The organism is Agarivorans sp. Toyoura001, from assembly GCF_005405585.1.
Classification (GTDB): domain Bacteria; phylum Pseudomonadota; class Gammaproteobacteria; order Enterobacterales; family Celerinatantimonadaceae; genus Agarivorans.
Genome location: NZ_BJEQ01000009.1, coordinates 141,394 through 158,571 on the forward strand (window position 1 = coordinate 141,394; position 17,178 = coordinate 158,571).

Annotated in this window: 15 protein-coding genes; 9 read left to right on the top strand and 6 right to left on the bottom strand. The window is 43.0% G+C overall.

The features are described from left to right. The first annotated feature begins 22 nt into the window (after positions 1-22). Positions 23-610, top strand: a complete 588-nt coding sequence (locus tag FFR00_RS12475) for a gamma-glutamylcyclotransferase family protein (protein ID WP_137673735.1) — start codon at positions 23-25, stop codon at positions 608-610. A 58-nt stretch (positions 611-668) separates the two neighbouring features. Here the strand turns inward: FFR00_RS12475 and pykF are convergent, their stop codons facing one another. Next, positions 669-2,081 (bottom strand): pyruvate kinase PykF, encoded by a 1,413-nt coding sequence (pykF, locus tag FFR00_RS12480; RefSeq protein ID WP_137673736.1) that lies wholly within the window; start codon positions 2,079-2,081, stop codon positions 669-671. Between the two features lie 251 nt (positions 2,082-2,332). After that, positions 2,333-3,043 (bottom strand): two-component system response regulator ArcA, encoded by a 711-nt coding sequence (gene arcA, locus FFR00_RS12485; protein WP_137673737.1) that lies wholly within the window; start codon positions 3,041-3,043, stop codon positions 2,333-2,335. A gap of 751 nt (positions 3,044-3,794) precedes the next feature. Here arcA and FFR00_RS12490 point away from each other — a divergent pair. Next, a complete protein-coding gene (locus FFR00_RS12490; protein WP_137673738.1) occupies positions 3,795-4,292 on the top strand; it encodes a putative 4-hydroxy-4-methyl-2-oxoglutarate aldolase in 498 nt (165 codons plus the stop codon). On the opposite strand, the gene FFR00_RS12495 is transcribed toward FFR00_RS12490, so the two are convergent. Together FFR00_RS12495 and aceK are read right to left on the bottom strand one after the other, a co-directional pair. Continuing rightward, positions 4,289-4,840, bottom strand: coding sequence for a hypothetical protein (locus FFR00_RS12495; RefSeq protein WP_137673739.1), 552 nt, complete (start codon positions 4,838-4,840; stop codon positions 4,289-4,291). The two genes, FFR00_RS12490 and FFR00_RS12495, sit on opposite strands and share 4 nt — an antisense overlap. 134 nt (positions 4,841-4,974) lie before the next feature. Then, positions 4,975-6,681 carry a bifunctional isocitrate dehydrogenase kinase/phosphatase gene (gene aceK, locus FFR00_RS12500; protein WP_137673740.1) on the bottom strand — a complete coding sequence of 569 codons (1,707 nt, stop codon included), beginning with the start codon at positions 6,679-6,681 and terminating at the stop codon, positions 4,975-4,977. Positions 6,682-7,248: 567 nt separating this feature from the next. On the opposite strand from aceK, the gene thrA reads away from it, so the two are divergent. The 5 genes from thrA (at position 7,249) to tesB (ending at position 13,679) form a co-directional block, all read left to right on the top strand. Next, positions 7,249-9,720: a bifunctional aspartate kinase/homoserine dehydrogenase I gene (gene thrA / locus FFR00_RS12505; RefSeq protein ID WP_137673741.1), complete on the top strand. Its 2,472-nt coding sequence runs from the start codon at positions 7,249-7,251 to the stop codon at positions 9,718-9,720. 1 nt (position 9,721) lies between these two features. Further along, a complete protein-coding gene (gene thrB / locus FFR00_RS12510; RefSeq protein ID WP_137673742.1) occupies positions 9,722-10,687 on the top strand; it encodes a homoserine kinase in 966 nt (321 codons plus the stop codon). Further along, positions 10,684-11,961: a threonine synthase gene (thrC, locus tag FFR00_RS12515; protein WP_137673743.1), complete on the top strand. Its 1,278-nt coding sequence runs from the start codon at positions 10,684-10,686 to the stop codon at positions 11,959-11,961. Before thrB ends, thrC begins: the two co-directional genes overlap by 4 nt. Before the next feature lie 83 nt (positions 11,962-12,044). Beyond that, complete coding sequence (locus FFR00_RS12520) at positions 12,045-12,734, top strand: hypothetical protein (RefSeq protein ID WP_137673744.1); 690 nt, start codon at positions 12,045-12,047, stop codon at positions 12,732-12,734. A gap of 84 nt (positions 12,735-12,818) precedes the next feature. Continuing rightward, complete coding sequence (gene tesB, locus FFR00_RS12525) at positions 12,819-13,679, top strand: acyl-CoA thioesterase II (protein ID WP_137673745.1); 861 nt, start codon at positions 12,819-12,821, stop codon at positions 13,677-13,679. A 71-nt stretch (positions 13,680-13,750) separates the two neighbouring features. Here the strand turns inward: tesB and grcA are convergent, their stop codons facing one another. Next, entirely contained in the window at positions 13,751-14,131 is a 381-nt protein-coding gene (gene grcA, locus FFR00_RS12530) for an autonomous glycyl radical cofactor GrcA (protein WP_137673746.1), read from the bottom strand. Between the two features lie 429 nt (positions 14,132-14,560). Between grcA and FFR00_RS12535 the strand changes: the two genes are divergently transcribed. Next, positions 14,561-15,112: a hemerythrin domain-containing protein gene (locus FFR00_RS12535; RefSeq protein ID WP_137673747.1), complete on the top strand. Its 552-nt coding sequence runs from the start codon at positions 14,561-14,563 to the stop codon at positions 15,110-15,112. Between the two features lie 49 nt (positions 15,113-15,161). Here FFR00_RS12535 and FFR00_RS12540 read toward each other — a convergent pair whose 3' ends face one another. Then, on the bottom strand, positions 15,162-15,329 hold the full coding sequence (locus FFR00_RS12540; protein ID WP_137673748.1) for a DUF3545 family protein: 168 nt from the start codon (positions 15,327-15,329) through the stop codon (positions 15,162-15,164). 305 nt (positions 15,330-15,634) lie between these two features. On the opposite strand from FFR00_RS12540, the gene FFR00_RS12545 reads away from it, so the two are divergent. Next, a complete protein-coding gene (locus tag FFR00_RS12545) occupies positions 15,635-17,044 on the top strand; it encodes a sodium:alanine symporter family protein (protein ID WP_137673749.1) in 1,410 nt (469 codons plus the stop codon). The last annotated feature ends 134 nt before the right edge of the window (positions 17,045-17,178 follow it).

Genomic DNA, 17,178 nt, shown 5'->3' on the forward strand with positions numbered 1-17,178 from the left:
TATTTTTTAATCGGAGTGAGCGATGATTTACATTTTTGGTTATGGCAGTTTAATTGATACTGATTGCCGCCAGTGCACCTTTCCCGGAGAACATGCCTATGCGGCGCGCTTACACGGGTATCAGCGTTACTGGAGCGGTTTAAAGAGTGCCGAAGACCGTTCTGCCGTAGTCATTACTCCAGATAGTAATGCTAGCGTAAACGGGGTACTGATTCCGTTTGACGAGACATTCTTGCCAGAGTTAGATAAGCGAGAACAAGACTACGACCGTGTATTGCTTGATGTTCAACAACTTGATTTGCTCGACGATTTGCCCGGTGAAGTTGTTAAGATCTATACCTATGTGGCAAAGGAGTATTGGCACCCACAAACGAACAGCCCCATTTTACAAACCTACTTAGATGTATGTTTACGTGGGTGTTTAGCGGTAAATGAAGAATATGCACGAGAGTTTTTATTGTCGACTAACTATTGGGTAAATCATTGGCAGGATGATCGCCATCAACCTCTTTATCCACGGGCGATTAACATGAGTGCTTTAGCCTTGGATCAAATTGATTCAATCTTGAATGATATGGCGCATTTAGCTGAGCTAAAACCGAGTAAATAGCAGCCATAAAAAAAGGCGCCTAAGGCGCCTTTTTTACTTCAATTCAGTAAACGTAAAATTACAGTACGTGTACAGAAGAAGTGTTAGTTGTACCAGAAGGTACTAAGGCACCAGATACCATCACAATGATGTCGCCTTTGTTAGCAAGACCAGATTCCATCGCTAGGTCTTTACCTAGAGCGTAGAATGCGTCAGTGCTTTCAATGCTATCAACAACATGTGGGTAAACACCTTTAGTCAAGCAAAGTTGAGCAGATGTTTTAGTGTTAGTAGTAATCGCTAAAATGTTCGCTTTAGGGAAGTACTTACGAACAGACTTAGCTGATTTACCGCCTTCAGTAGCCACAACGATAAGAGGAGCACTTAGCTTCTCAGACGCTTCAACAGCACCTTTACATACCGCTTCAGTGATGCGTAGTTTACCGCTATCACGTGCTGGATCTAGGTTAGAAGGCATTACTGCGTCAGTACGCTCACAAATAGTTGCCATGATAGATACCGCTTCTACAGGGTATTTACCTTTAGCAGACTCACCAGAAAGCATTACTGCATCAGTACCGTCTAAGATTGCGTTAGCAACGTCGCCCGCTTCAGCGCGAGTTGGACGTGGGTTTTTGATCATTGAGTCAAGCATTTGTGTTGCAGTGATAACCAGCTTACGAGCACGGTTACATTTCTCAATCATCATTTTCTGAGCGAAGATTACTTCTTCAACTGGGATTTCAACACCTAAGTCACCACGAGCAACCATGATGCCGTCAGATACTTCTAAAATTTCGTCGAAGTTATCTACGCCTTCTTGGTTTTCGATTTTAGAGATGATTTGGATAGCGTCGCCACCATTCTCTTTAAGAAGTTGACGAATTTCTAGTACGTCTTCTTTCTTACGAATGAAAGATGCAGCGATGAAATCTACGCCTTGCTCACAACCAAAGATTAAGTCGCCTTTATCTTTAGCTGAAAGTGCAGGTAGTTGAACGATTACGCCAGGAAGGTTAACACCTTTGTTTTCGCCTAGGTCACCGTTGTTAAGAACAGTACACTTAACTTCGTCGTCAGAAACAGCAATAACTTCCATTTCGATTAGGCCGTCATCTACTAAGATGATGTTGCCTACTTTCAAGTCAGCCGCTAAACCAGGGTAAGTTACCGCTACGCGAGTTGAGTCGCCGATAATTGTTTGGTCAGTAGTGAATGTGAACTCTTGACCTGCAACTAAGCTTACGTCATCGCCGCCAGCTAGTTTAATCGTACGGATTTCTGGACCTTTAGTATCCAATAAAACAGCAGCAGATTTGCCCGTGTTCTTAATAACTTCACGTAGGTTGTTGATGCGAGTGCCGTGCTCTGCAAAGTCCCCGTGAGAGAAGTTAAGACGCATTACGTTCATGCCTGATTCAACTAACTTAGTTAGCATTTCTACCGATTCAGTTTTTGGACCAATGGTACAAACTATTTTGGTTTTCTTCATTGAAGTGACTCTCCGTTAAGGATGCTAGTAAAAAAATCTGCGCACATTATACAAGATTGATCACAAAAGGATATGTAGAAAAATAACTACAAATCAGAATGTCGATCAAAATATTGTCGATTTATCGGCTGTAAATGTGGCTGGTAATTTGTTCGAATTTGTAAAACCTTGCCAGCCTGCTCATTTATTGAGCATCTAGCAAGTATAAAAAAACCTCGCGAAACTGCGAGGTTTTGTTGAGCATTTATTGCTTACTCAATTTCACCACAAAAACGATAACCTTCGCCGTGAATAGTCGCGATGATCTCTGGCGTTTCGGGGATTGATTCGAAGTGTTTTCTAATGCGACGAATGGTAACGTCTACAGTCCGGTCATGTGGCTTAAGCTCACGGCCTGTCATCTTCTTAAGCAAGTCAGCTCGGGTTTGAATCTGCCCTGGGTTTTCTACAAAGTGCAACATTGCGCGAAACTCGCTGCGTGGTAATTTGTAGGTTTCTTGATGAGGGCTTACTAAAGAGCGACTGTTAATGTCTAAGGTCCAGCCGTTGAAGCGATATTCTTCAACAGAGCCTTTATCTTCATTGGCTGCTTGACCATTTACAGTGCGGTTTAACAAGTTGCGTGCTCGAATAGTTAGCTCGCGAGGATTGAATGGTTTAGTAATGTAGTCATCTGCACCAATTTCTAAGCCTAAAATCTTGTCTACTTCGTTGTCTCTGCCTGTTAAGAACATCAAGGCAATTTGTTCACGATCACGTAATTCGCGTGCTAATAACAAGCCGTTTTTACCAGGAAGGTTAATATCCATGATAATTAAGTGAACAGAATGCGCTTCAAGCACGCTATTCATTTCATTGCCGTCGATAGCTTCAAACACGTTGTAGCCTTCGGCTTCAAAAGTGCTTTTTAGCGTGTTACGAGTGACCAATTCGTCCTCGACGATTAAAATATTCGGTGTCATGGTCTTCCCCAATGCTGTTTAGAATAAGTGGGCTTGCGAACAAGTAGCTCAAATAAAAGGTGCAAAGCAATCGCTACTTAATTCAATCCATGTTGAGTTTGTGTTAAAACTCGTTGAATGGCAAAAAAATAGACAAATAGTTTGCCTGAAACGCGTGTTAAATCTGCGTATGAGACCTTCTATATGCATTGTTCGTTACAAGCAATAAACATATTCTATGGGCTTAACAGTGATATAACAACTTGAGACTGAAAAAAGCTTACGTTTTCTGCTGTGCTTTTGATTCAAATCAATCGGAATTGACCATTTTAACGATTTTTAAAAGACAATACTGAAAATAAACTACATGTTTACTTTATATGAAAACACTATCTTTTGGGTCATTGCTAACTTTAAATATCAAAGGCTTGCGATAATTACCGTGAGTAATCCTTTTAGTGTTACGAGAATCCGATTATTCAGTCGAAAGTAAGACTGTTATTTAGTTTCATGTTTACAGTTGCTGCAGTTTACTCACTGCTGGCTTACGGCAGGCTAGCGTGATCTAAATCATTACGATTTTAGTGCAGTTGTTGATCGCTCGTTAATTGATGTGCAACATATTGCAAAGCTTTTCAGGCAAAAGATTTTTAGTTGGATAAACGACCACTGTTATCTGCGCGAATGGCTGTGTATTAAGCAAGCTATTTCAAGCTTAGGCCTAAGCCGACCATTGGTATAATGTATAACTTGATGATAAAGGATGACCGCCATGCAAGACCTTCTTCCCGAGCTTTGTGATCTTTACCCTGAGCAGGTAAAACTATTAGACCCGATATTTACTCTCTATGGCGCTAAGCCGTTATTTTGGGGCCAAGTGGTCACTGTAAAATGTTGGCAAGATAATAGCCGAGTTAAAGAGTTATTAGCCACTCCGGGTGAGGGAAAGGTGCTGGTGGTAGACGGAGGTGGAAGTGTAGAGCGTGCCTTAATGGGCGATTTAATTGCTGACTCTGCCTATGTGCAAGGTTGGGCTGGTGTGGTAATAAATGGAGCTATTCGTGATGTAAGCGCCATTAATACCATGGACTTGGGGGTTAGAGCTTTAGCAGCATGCCCAATGAAAACCGAACGAAAAGGCTTAGGTGAGCTTAACTGTAGTATTGAGTTTGCTAGCCAAGAAATAAAGCCCGGTATGTTCATTTATGCTGATGAGAATGGTGTGCTAGTGAGTGAACAGGCCTTAGAGCTACCTGAAGGTTTTGCTTAGAAGCGGTAGCCTAAACCAAATTGTACCTGTTGCTGAGTTTGTTTATCTTGCTGAGCTTCCACTTGATAAACGGCTTTAACATCAATATTTTTAAGTAAGTGGTAAGTACTCGACAGCTCTAGACTATGCTCGGTATTGTCGTATTTAGGTTGGTGAACCTGCACCAGCTTACTTTGAATTGAGAGGCTTTTTAGGGGTTGATAATTTACCCCAGTGGAAAGGTTGAAACCTTTGCGGGTGGCAATATCGTCGTATTGGTTATTTACCCCTGCTTCAACAAATAAAGACAATTCGCTGCGCAGTTTGTGCTGATAGCCGCCGTTAAAGAACCAAGATTGAGCGTCGTTATCGTCACCAGTGGCTACAAACTGGCTATTGTTGTAACCCGTAACGTACCAATTTTTTACTTGGCTACGGGAAGACAGCTGTATATGTTCGCCATCGCCGTAACTTAGGCTCATTTCACTTTCAACATCTGCAGCAAACGCCGCGCCAGAAACGACAAAAAGAGCAACAACAAGTGAATGCTGAAATAGTAACTTAGCCACCGCTGCTCCTTATTATTATTTTTGTTTCTAAAAAGTAGTATGGTTGATCCTTTGCTTAAGATCACCGCTGATCCTCAAAAATTTAAACAAAACCGATTAAATGATCATTTCATATAATTTTGTAGCAGGATCCTCTACCTGTTTACAAATCGGCGACGTCTTCGATAAGGATAAACGTCTTCAAACAGACCATTTTTAATGTTCTGTTGTAGTTGCTGCCAATACTTGGCTTGAAATAACTCAGCGTGTAACTCTTTAAAGACCTGTTTAACAACGGGTTTACCTAACAGAAAGGTGGCAAACTCTTCTGGGAAAATGTCATTGGGCCCAACGGAATAGCTTGGATGGGCACCCCATTGATCTTCGGGATATTGAGATTTTGGAAACTCTCTAAAGTTGCATTCGGTCATGTAAGAAATTTCATCATAATCGTAAAATACTACACGACCATGACGGGTCACTCCAAAATTCTTAAACAACATATCGCCGGGGAAAATATTGGCGGCAGCGAGTTGTTTGATGGCGTTGCCGTACTCATCAATAACTTGTCGTGTTTGTGCTTCATCAGCTTTATCCAAATACATATTGAGCGGGATCATTTTGCGTTCGGTATAAAGATGCTTAATGGTGATGGATTCGCCTTCTATATGTAACATTGATGGCGCTACCGCGTGCAACTCATCTAACAAGGTTTGGCTAAAGCGAGCTAGCGGAAACTCCACATTAGAAAATTCCTGAGTGTCGGCCATTCTGCCCACCCGATCATGTTGTTTTACCAAACGGTACTTCTCTTTAACGATGGCATGGCTAACATCTTTGGGTGGAGTAAATTCATCCTTAATGATTTTGAAGACGACATCGTAAGAAGGCAGGGTGAATACGCTCATCACCATACCTTTAATGCCAGGTGCAAGTTCGAATTGATCGCTCGAGTTATGTAAGTGGTTGAGGTAGTGACGATACAACTCGGTTTTACCGTGTTTTTGACAACCAATGGCGGTAAACAACTCGTAATCTGTTTTATTAGGGAGCAATTGCTTTAGAAAATTGACAATGCGCCTTGGTGCGGGGGCATCCACCATAAAGTAGGAGCGGGCAAAGCCAAAGATAATACTCACTTCGTCACTATCGATAAGTACCGTATCAACGCTCACTTTGCCATGTTGATTAAGCAGTGGAAACACCATTGGGAAATTTAATCCTTCACTTTTATAGTGGCCGATTAAATAGGCGGCTTTGTTACGGTAAAACACTGGCTGCAGCATGGTGATTTTGTGTAATTGTTGGCCCGCAAGCTGAGGTACTTGATTAAGTCGCTCAGTGATAAAAGAGATATCGCGAGTTAAGTCTTCATAATCGATACTAAAGCTATAATCTTCAAACAAGCTATGCAGTAAGCGTTCTAGTTGAGTATCTTGATACCGCTTTGTGAGTAACTGATAGTCAAATAATTTACTGCAGCGACTCGGTCTTATAAAGAGTTGGCTTTCTTCTATATAGCGATGATGGAACAAACGTTGGTAAACCGAATTAAAGAAAGATTCAGCAACTTCAAAGTTATCATGCTGCTTAAGCAAGTCTGAATAGTGAGATTTAACCGCTGCGCAAAACTGGTTGCTGCGCTGTAGATGGCCGGTGAGCTGTTTAATGGCTTCTCGGGCTTCGGTTACGTGGTGGTCATAAAGGCGAATACGCTCACGAGAAGCGAGTTGTACCGACATCCAATCGGCATCTTCAAAGCGTTGTTTAGCGCCACGGGTCACTTCTAAAAAGCATTGGTAGAAGCTATTGAAGCGCTGCAGCATGGCGTGGGCAGCTTGGTGTTCCATCAATTCATTCATAGGTATTTTCTTATTGTTGTTTTTTTATCCACTATGGCAGGATTTAAACACCTGTTCAAATTTTTATTGCTGGGCTTCGGTTACCTTAATTAGCGAGCCAGATAGCGGGCGAAGGCGTTTAGTCTGTTTTCGATTCTAGGGGGTACTTATGTTGAATGAAGGATAATCAAAGGTGGGAGTTGAGCGAGAGATTGGATTATAAATGCTTAATTATTCGTATAAAACTTATGAAGCATTCACTACAAGTTATCTTTGAGGAGATAAAGCTGGAGCTAGCGACTTCTGAGATTTTTAGCAAAAATCAGGGCTTAAGGCTGTTCTTGGCCTTTAAAGGCTTGTTTTCCCCATTATGCTAAACAAATAAAACTTGACTATAGCGCCCAGCTGGTTATGGTATGAACATAAATTGGATTTAGATTTTTTATTCAGATGTCAGTACATTTTGTTTACACAACCACCGGAACGATTACCCGCATTACTACATGCGGGTCGGGCTGGTTGTAGCAAATAACTACATCGAAGAAAGCCCGTATCACTCACGATGCGGGTTTTTTTTTGGGAGGAACAATGCGAGTTTTAAAATTTGGTGGATCATCTTTAGCCGACGCTGAGCGCTTTAACCGCGCTGCCGATATTGTGTTAAGCAATCAGCATCAATCTCAAATGGCTGTGGTACTGTCGGCTCCTGCTGGCGTGACCAATGACTTAGTTGCTGTCGTCGACAAAGTGAGTCACGGTAATGATGGCGAAAGCTATTTAAACCGTATTGAAGAAACCTTCCAAGCCTTGCTTACTCAGTTAAAGGCTAAGTACGCTGGTTTTGCGATTGAGCAAATGCAGTTAATGGTGCATCAAGAGTTAGGCGAGCTTCGCCAGCTACTTAAAGGTGTTGCCTTGTTACAGCAATGCCCAGGCAACATTCGCGCTAAAGTACTCTCTACTGGTGAAAAACTTAGCATTCACACAATGAACCACTTGCTATTAGTGCGTGGTCATAGTGCTGAGATCATTATTCCTCAGCAAAAATTGGTTGCCAATTCAGGCGGTTACCTAGAAGCGGTTGTTGATATTCAAGCGTCTAAGCAGCGTTTAAATCGTGCAATGATTCAAGAAGGTGTTATTTACTTAATGCCTGGCTTCACTGCTGGTAATGACCAAGGTGAAACCGTTGTGCTTGGCCGCAATGGTTCAGATTACAGTGCGGCAGTATTAGCTGCTTGTTTAGATGCAGAATGTTGCGAAATTTGGACCGACGTAGACGGCGTATATAACTGCGACCCACGAATTGTTGAAGACGCACGTTTATTGCGTAGCTTAAGCTACCCAGAAGCGATGGAGCTTAGTTACTTTGGTGCCAAAGTATTGCACCCTAAAACCATTGCACCGATTGCCCAGTATCATATTCCTTGCCTCATCAAGAACACTTTTAACCCACAAGGTGAAGGTACCTTAATTGGCGCGCAAAGCCCTGCTCAAGATGATTTGCCGGTTAAAGCGCTATCAAGCTTGTCTGAACTCACGATGCTTACTGTTTCAGGCCCAGGCATGAAAGGTATGGTTGGCATGGCAGGGCGAATTTTTGAAAGCATTTCGCGTAGTAAGGTGTCAGTGGCGCTAATTACCCAGTCTAGCTGCGAATATAGCGTTAGCTTTTGTATTCATAGTATTGATGCCACTCGTGCGCTTGAGGCCTTAAACGAAGAGTTTGAGTTAGAGCTAGCGAATCAACTATTAGAGCCGATTGAAACTATCGACAAGCTGGCGATTATTTCGCTGGTGGGCGATAGCATGCGCCGTAGCAAGGGGGTTGCTGCACGCTTCTTTACTTCTCTTGCGGAAGTGGCAATTAACATAGTCGCGATTGCGCAAGGCTCTTCAGAGCGTTCTATTTCGGCAGTGGTGTCTCAAGAGAAAGCCGCCGAGGCGATTCGCGCTTGTCACCAAAACTTCTTTAACAGCATGCATTACATTGATTTATTCTTGATTGGCGTAGGCGGTGTTGGTGGTGCTTTAGTTGAGCAAATTCATGCTCAACAAGGCCATTTAAAAGAGCAGCAAATTGGTATTCGGGTATGTGGTGTGGCGAACAGTCGTAAGCTACTGTTGGATGCTAAGGGCTTAGATTTAGAGAACTGGCAACAACAGCTAGAGGCTACCGAAGAGAATGGTGGTTTCAGTTTAGCCAACGTTACTGACTTAGTTGGCCAAAGCCACCTTATTAACCCGGTGATAGTAGATTGTACTAGCAACGATGATATTGCCGGCAAATACGCCGAGTTTCTAGCTAATGGCTTTCACGTAGTTACTGCCAATAAAAAGGCCAATACTTCAAGCATGGAGTATTACCAACAACTACGTAAAACTGCCTTGGCAATGCGCCGTAAGTTTTTATACGACACTAACGTAGGTGCTGGTTTACCAGTAATTGAAAACCTACAAAACTTGCTTAAAGCTGGCGATAAGCTGGAACGCTTTAACGGGATCCTTTCTGGCTCGTTATCTTTCATCTTTGGTAAATTAGATGAAGGCATGAGCTTCTCCGAGGCAACAACTATTGCTCGTGAAAACGGCTTTACCGAGCCTGATCCGCGTGATGATTTATCGGGTATGGACGTTGCTCGTAAACTGCTTATTCTGGCTCGTGAAGCGGGCATGCCTTTAAGCATCGAAGACATTCAAATAGATAAAGCCTTACCGCCAAACTTTGATTCAAGTGGCGATACTGAAGCCTTTATGGCGCGCCTGCCAGAAGCCGATGCTTATTTTGCTAAGTTGATGGAAGATGCCGCAGCCGAAGGTAAGGTATTACGTTACCTTGGTAGCATTGATAAAGGTGTATGCAAAGTATCGTTAAGTGCGGTAGCAGCAGACGACCCATTAAACCGTGTTAAGGACGGCGAAAATGCCTTAGCCTTTTACAGCCGTTATTATCAACCTATTCCATTGGTATTACGTGGCTACGGCGCTGGCACTGCGGTAACCGCTGCGGGTGTATTTGCTGATGTATTAAGAACCTTAAACTGGAACCAAGAGGTATAATATGAGTGTTGTTGTTTATGCTCCAGCCTCAACGGCCAATGTCAGTGTTGGCTTCGATTCCCTAGGCGCTGCCTTATCTCCTATCGACGGCCGATTGTTGGGTGATAGAGTAATGGTGGAAGCCGCTGAAGGTGATGATGTCGTCATTGAGAACGTGGGTGATTTTGCCCACAAGCTACCGGCCGATCCTAAACAAAACATTCTTTACGATTGCTACCACTATTTTGCTAAGCAGTATGCCGAGCAGGTTGGCAAGCCCTTAGCGTGTGTAAAAATGACCCTAGAGAAAAACTTGCCAATAGGCAGTGGTTTAGGCTCTAGTGCTTGTTCGGTGGTAGCCGCTTTAGAAGGCTTAAATGCTTTTGTTGATACGCCCTTTGATAAAGAGCAAATGCTTATTATGATGGGCGAGCTAGAAGGGCAGATTAGCGGCAGTGTGCATTACGACAACGTAGCCCCTTGTTACTTGGGCGGCATGCAACTGATGTTGCAGCAAGAAGGCGCTACTAGCCAAGCGATTCCCCATTTTGAAGATTGGTATTGGATTGTTGCCTACCCAGGCATTAATATCTCTACCGCGCAGGCTCGTTCAATTTTACCTGCGCAATATCGTCGCCAAGATACCCTAGAGTTTGGCCGTAATTTAGCCGGATTTGTACATGCTAGTTACAGCAAACAACCTGAGCTAGCGGCGACATTGTTAAAAGACAATATTATCGCCGAACCTTATCGCGCGGCACTTATTCCGGGCTTTGATGAAGTACGCAGTTTTGCCGCTCAAAGCGGCGCTTTAGCTAGCGGTATTTCTGGCTCTGGACCAACAATATTTATTGTTACGCCAGTGCTTGAGCAAGCACAACGCACCAAAAGCTGGTTAGAACAACACTTTATTCAAAACGAAGATGGATTTTGCCATGTTTGTAAAATCGATGAGCAGGGCACACGAGTAACAGGAACGTCGCTATGAACTTATACAATCTAAAACACAACGAAGAACAAGTTAGCTTTACTCAAGCGGTTAAACAAGGTTTGGGCAAACAGCAAGGTTTGTTCTTCCCTGATAATATTCCAGCCTTTGATGATATTGACGCGTTGCTTGATCTGGATTTTCATCCGCGCTGTGCAAAGTTGTTAGCGGCATTGCTAGATAACGAGTTGTCTGAGCAAGAATTGCTAGAAATGGTCACTAAGGCTTTTATCTTCCCTGCGCCCTTGGCCGAGGTAAGCGATAAAATTAGTGCTCTAGAATTATTCCACGGCCCAACTTTAGCGTTTAAAGACTTTGGTGGCCGTTTTATGGCGCAGTGTTTAGCTAAATTTTCTAATGGCAATAAAACCACTATTTTAACCGCAACTTCTGGCGATACTGGCGCTGCGGTGGCACATGCATTTTATGGCATGGAAAACATCAATGTTGTGGTGCTTTATCCAAAAGGTAAAATTAGTCCGCTACAAGAAAAGCTGTTCTGTACCTTAGGCGGTAACATTACCACTGTTGCAGTAGAAGCTGACTTTGATGCTTGCCAAGCCATGGTGAAGCAGTCGTTTGACGATGAAGCACTTAAACAAGCGATTGGCCTTAATTCTGCTAACTCAATCAATATTAGCCGTTTAGTGGCGCAGGTATGTTATTACTTCGAAGCGGCTGCTCAGTTGTCAAAAGCACAGCGCGAGCAATTAGTGGTTTCTGTGCCGTCAGGTAACTTTGGTAACCTAACAGCTGGCCTGATTGCAAAAGCGATGGGTTTGCCAATTAAACGCTTTATTGCCGCAACTAACGCAAACGACACGGTACCGCGCTATTTGGCCTCAGGTAATTGGGAGCCAAAGCCTACTCAAGCTACGCTGTCTAATGCAATGGACGTAAGCCAGCCAAACAACTGGCCACGTGTAGAAGAGCTGTTTAAAACCAAAGGTTGGCCACTTAGTGACCTAGGCAAAGGCGTAATGAGCGATGCTCAAACTGCTGAAGCAGTTAAAGCTTTAGACGATGCAGGCTATGTATGTGAACCGCATGGCGCAATTGCTTACCAACAGCTAACCGAGCAATTGGCCGAGGGCGAGCAAGGCTTGTTCCTATGTACTGCGCATCCCGCTAAGTTTAAAGAAAGCGTTGAAGAGATATTAGGTCGCGAAATCGGTTTACCTAAGCCGCTAGCAGACCGAGCAGATTTAGCGCTGTTATCTAAAGAAATGCCTGCCGATTTCGCTCAACTACGTGAACTGCTTATGAGCATTTAAGTTTAGCCTAAGCTAAGCAGAATGAACTAAACAGTGCCTTTGTTGGCGCTGTTTTTGTATCTATAGTTGAAAAGGATGTGGATGTGCTTAACGCAACTAGGAATGCGTTTTTGGGCGCGTGTGTTTACTGGCTAAGTGCAGGTAATGCCTTGGCTGAAGAACTGTTTAGCTTTTGGCAGGTTAATGCCGAGCCAGAGCACCAATTAACTTATGCTCAATTGAGTGCTCCAGATCAAGAGATTTCACTGATGTTGCGCTGCATTCAAGGCAAGCTAGATAGCCTGATGTTTCTGCCGGATCACCCACAAGAGCATAGCTTTCACTATATGACTTGGCAGTTTGACTCCAAAATTGCCACTAAGCTGGTCGAAGCTCGCTCTGTTAGCGTGGTGTTTCACCACTTTGACGATAGCGTATTTATCCTTGATTCGGCCTCTGCAGAGTTCTATGTCTCTTGGTTTGAGCTTTATTATGAGCTGATTGAGCATCAACAACTTACTTGGTTGCGTGAAGATAAACTCGATCTCATCTTTTCTTATAACACTGCTTTTGAGCCCATTAGCCAGGTTCTTCAGGTTTGTGAAAATGAATACCAGCTTGCTTATCAAGATTTATTTGAGGAGTTAAACGCTGAGTACAAAGCCCTAAAGCAAACCAATAAAAGTGACAATATTGAGTTCTACAAGGTTTCGATTAAGCAGCTGAACCGTTACGCAAAGTTGCTGGCAACGAAAGCTGATATCGCTATCAGGCTTCAGGATTTCAAGCCTTAGCAACGAGCGAAAATTCACTCGAGTTGATCTTTGTTTCGTTCTCGCGCATATTGCAGGGATTGCTAGGACAAAATCAAAATAACTATGAGTAAAGTGTTAAAAGATCTACTTGAGCTGCTTACCCTAGAGCGTATTGAAGAAGGGCTGTTTCGTGGCTGTAGCCAAGATTTAGGTTTTGGTGCAGTGTTTGGCGGCCAAGTAATGGGGCAGGCGTTATCGGCTGCTAAAGAAACGGTAGATGAGAAGCGCCAAGTTCATTCTTTTCACTCTTACTTTTTACGCCCTGGCGATCCCAACCATCGAATCGTTTATGATATTGAAAGTATTCGCGACGGGCGAAGCATGTCTACTCGCCGAGTGAAAGCTATTCAGTTTGGTAAGCCTATCTTTTATATGACGGCTTCATTTCAAGAGCCTACCATTGGCTTTGAACACCAAGATGAAATGCCGCAAGTGCCCGCACCGGAAGAGCTGCAGTCAGAACAAGAGTATGCTTTTCAATTGCGCGATCAACTGCCTGATGCAGTGCGAGATAAGTTTATTTGCGACAAGCCATTAGAAATGCGCCCGGTAAGCTTTGTTAACCCTTTGCAGCCAGAAAAGCTAGAAGCTAAACGTTGCGTATGGTTTAAAGCGAATGGACAAATGCCAGACGATGGCCGTATTCACCGTTATTTGCTGGCTTACGCCTCAGACTTTAACTTTCTGCCTACAGCTTTGCAGCCACACGGTCGCTCGTTTATTGAGCCCTCTATACAAACTGCCACTATTGACCACAGCATGTGGTATCACCAAGATTTTCGCTTAGACGAGTGGTTATTGTATGTTGTCGACAGCCCAGCGGCTTCTCAAGGGCGCGGCCTAGTGAGAGGGCAGTTCTTTACGCGTGAAGGTAAGCTGGTGGCATCAACCATTCAAGAAGGGTTGATTAGAGAGCGTGATTAAGCTTATTTAGCCTGTACTAAAACTAAAAAAGCATGCCTAGGCATGCTTTTTTTATTGAGCGAAACTGAAGCTTATAAAGATTCAGTAAAGGTACGTGTAATTACGTCCTGTTGTTGCTCAGTCGTTAGCGAGTTAAAACGTACCGCATAACCTGAAACACGAATGGTTAGTTGTGGGTACTTTTCTGGGTGCTTAACTGCATCTTCTAAGGTTTCGCGACGTAGTACGTTCACGTTTAGGTGTTGGCCACCTTCTTCAATAGGTTGTGCTTTCATTGGCACTTCACGATACTCGATTTGACCCAATTCATCGATAGCTACCACTTCATCTTCAGCGTACAGCTCATCTTTTACACATAGGCAACGAGCTTGGCTTTGCTCGTTATCTAATAGCCAGAAAGAACCCAATAGTGCGTCGTTGTCTGCTTTAGTAATTTGAATACCTGTGGTCATAACATACCTCATTAGCTAAAAATTGTAATTTTATTACATAATATAGCGATCCTTGAGCCACTTATCGAATCATTATCGCCACTTGCTGTAACTATACTACAATTGACCTTAATCAAAAAAGGGTTTTTTTTGAATTTTATTATTAATTTTATTGATGAGGGTTAAGGGTGTACTTATTGACTTGTGCTAGGAGGTGAAGCTGTGTTTGAATAATATCTAAGCAGTAGTGGTCGATTTGTTATTCAAGCATTTGTTTTTTATGGTTTAGTGGTTACATAACTGTGTGTGATCCCATTTTGGGGTGTTTATCTTAAAAAGTGTGAACTGAGCGAAAAGCAAATCTGTCTAATAAACGATCTAGCGCAATTAAAGTACAACGGTGAGTCCTTTATACTGATTTAAAGAGTGCTGGTTAGCCAAGGAGAAGCAATGTTACAAAGTCTTCATCAAGATCATCAAAATATCGCTAAGTTGCTGAAGGTGTTAGAGCAGAAGTTGGCTCACATTCGCAATGAAAAAGCGGTTAAGTACAAGTTGATCGCTCATATCATTAGCTACATGCAAGAATACGCAGATCGTTACCACCATCCTAAAGAAGATTTAATCTACGAATACTACGTTAAGTATCGTGTTGTAGAGGATGACCTTTCCGACCAACTGAAAAAGCAACACCAACAGCTGTTGGAAATGACTGATGAGTTGAGTGATATTCTTGACATTATTTTACTGGATGCAGTGGTTCCGCTTGACCAGTTCAGTGACAAGTTAGAAGCCTTTATTAAGGCGCAGTGGGAACATCTTAACTATGAAGAAGAGGTGATTTTCCCTGCATTAAAACGCCACCTAACCGCTGACGATTGGCGTGCGATAGAGCAAAGTTGGCAGCACGGCAATTATGAAGACCCATTGTTTGGTCATCGTGTGCAAGAGCAATACAAAGCTCTATCAGAACGCATCAAGCTATCTGAGCCACAAGAATAGTGAGCAAATACCCAGTAACAAAAAACCCGGCTTAGCCGGGTTTTTTTATTTAGTATTCGTATTCAGTTTGAAGGTCAAAACTATTGTCGATTGACTGTAGTTCCTTTTGTAAACGAATCTTATCTTTAATGGCTTCTATTTCACGCCATTTACGCTTCTTATTTGAACTGCGAGAAGATTTACTTGTTTCAACAGTATCCAAGTCTAGCCTATCCATGGTTATCTCCTTGTATGTTGTTGCAATTAATAAGTACCACACGTGCACAAAAAGTAAAATACTAATGTTGCAAAAAAGTTACCGCGAGCAATTTTTTTCATCAAATTTTGTGAAACTTCCTATGCTTTATAAGTAGTCTGTAACTTAGTTACCAGCATAAATAACTTTTATTTATATACGGCCGTGTTTTTATCTTGTTTTTGTTATATATCAAAGCATGGTTAGTTGCTCACGCCTAAACTCCGCGCTCATTTAAACCTAAGCTAGGTTTTAAACGAACAACAAAAGTAAGGTGAATGTAAACCATGAATGAGATTGTGAACTGGTTAAACGACGTACTTTGGGGCAATTTGCTCATCTATTTGCTGCTGGGTACCGGTGTTCTATTCACCGTGCGAACTAAATTTGTTCAGTTTCGTCATTTTGGACACATGTTTTCAGTAATGAAATCGAGTCGTAAAGGCGATGCTAGCGGTATTTCTTCTTTCCAAGCCTTGTGTACCAGCCTGGCGGCTCGTGTCGGTACCGGCAATTTAGCAGGTGTTGCCTTAGCCATTAGTCTTGGCGGCCCTGGAGCGGTGTTCTGGATGTGGGTAGTGGCATTGCTAGGCATGGCTACCAGCTTTGCAGAAAGCAGCTTGGCCCAGCTCTACAAAATCAAAGATAGCGACGGTAACTTCCGGGGTGGGCCTTCTTATTACATGGAGCAGGGTCTAGGTAAACGTTGGATGGGCGTGATCTTCGCTATCTGCTTGATTGTAGCGTTTGGTTTAGTCTTTAACGCGGTACAAGCTAACTCAATTGCTTCAGCCTTACACGAAGCATTTGGCTTTGAAAAATATGTGGTTGGCGGCATCTTAGTGGCTGCAGCTGCATTAATCATCTTTGGTGGCATTCGCAGTATTGCTCGTTTTGCAGAGTTAGTGGTACCGATTATGGCCTTAGCTTACGTGCTAGTGGCTTTAGTGGTTGTGCTGATGAATATTCAACAAATGCCTGAGGTGTTTAGTTTAATCTTCCGCTCGGCATTTGGCTTTCAAGAAGCTGGTGCTGGTGCCTTAGGCGCTGCCATGATGAACGGTATTAAGCGCGGTTTGTTCTCTAACGAAGCAGGTATGGGTAGTGCACCAAATGCAGCGGCTACGGCAACGCCTTATCCGCCTCACCCTGCATCGCAAGGTTACGTGCAAATGTTGGGTGTGTTTATCGATACTCTAGTGATTTGTACCGCGACAGCGGCCATTATTCTGCTTAGCTACAATGAGCAATTAACGGGTGATGGTATCGCGTTAACCCAACAAGCACTTAGTGGCCAAGTGGGTGAGTGGGGAAGTTATTTTGTTGGCGTGGCAATTATCTTCTTTGCCTTTACCTCTATTGTGGGTAACTACTCTTACGCTGAAACAAACTTGATTTTCCTCGAGCATAACCATAAAGCGGGTTTATGGGTTTTCCGCTTATTAGTGCTCTCAATGGTGATGTTTGGTGCGGTAGTGAAGATTGATATTATTTGGAATCTAGCAGATGTATCGATGGGCTTTATGGCAATTGTCAATTTAGTGGCTATTTTAATGCTCTCTGGCGTAGTGGTTAAACTGGCTAAGGACTATAACCGCCAACTAGATGCGGGCAAAGTGCCCACTTTTAACAGCGATGATTACCCAGAACTGAAGCAGCAAATAGATCCAGAAATCTGGTCCAGCTCTAAGAAGTAGCTACTGCTGACCCGTCCTAAAATAGATTGACGGTTTTTAGGCCAGCTCCAGTAGCTGGCCTTTTCTATTATGCACCTGATTGGGCGTTTCCATATTTAAACTCAGGTGCGGTCTCATCGTGTTGTATATCGCTA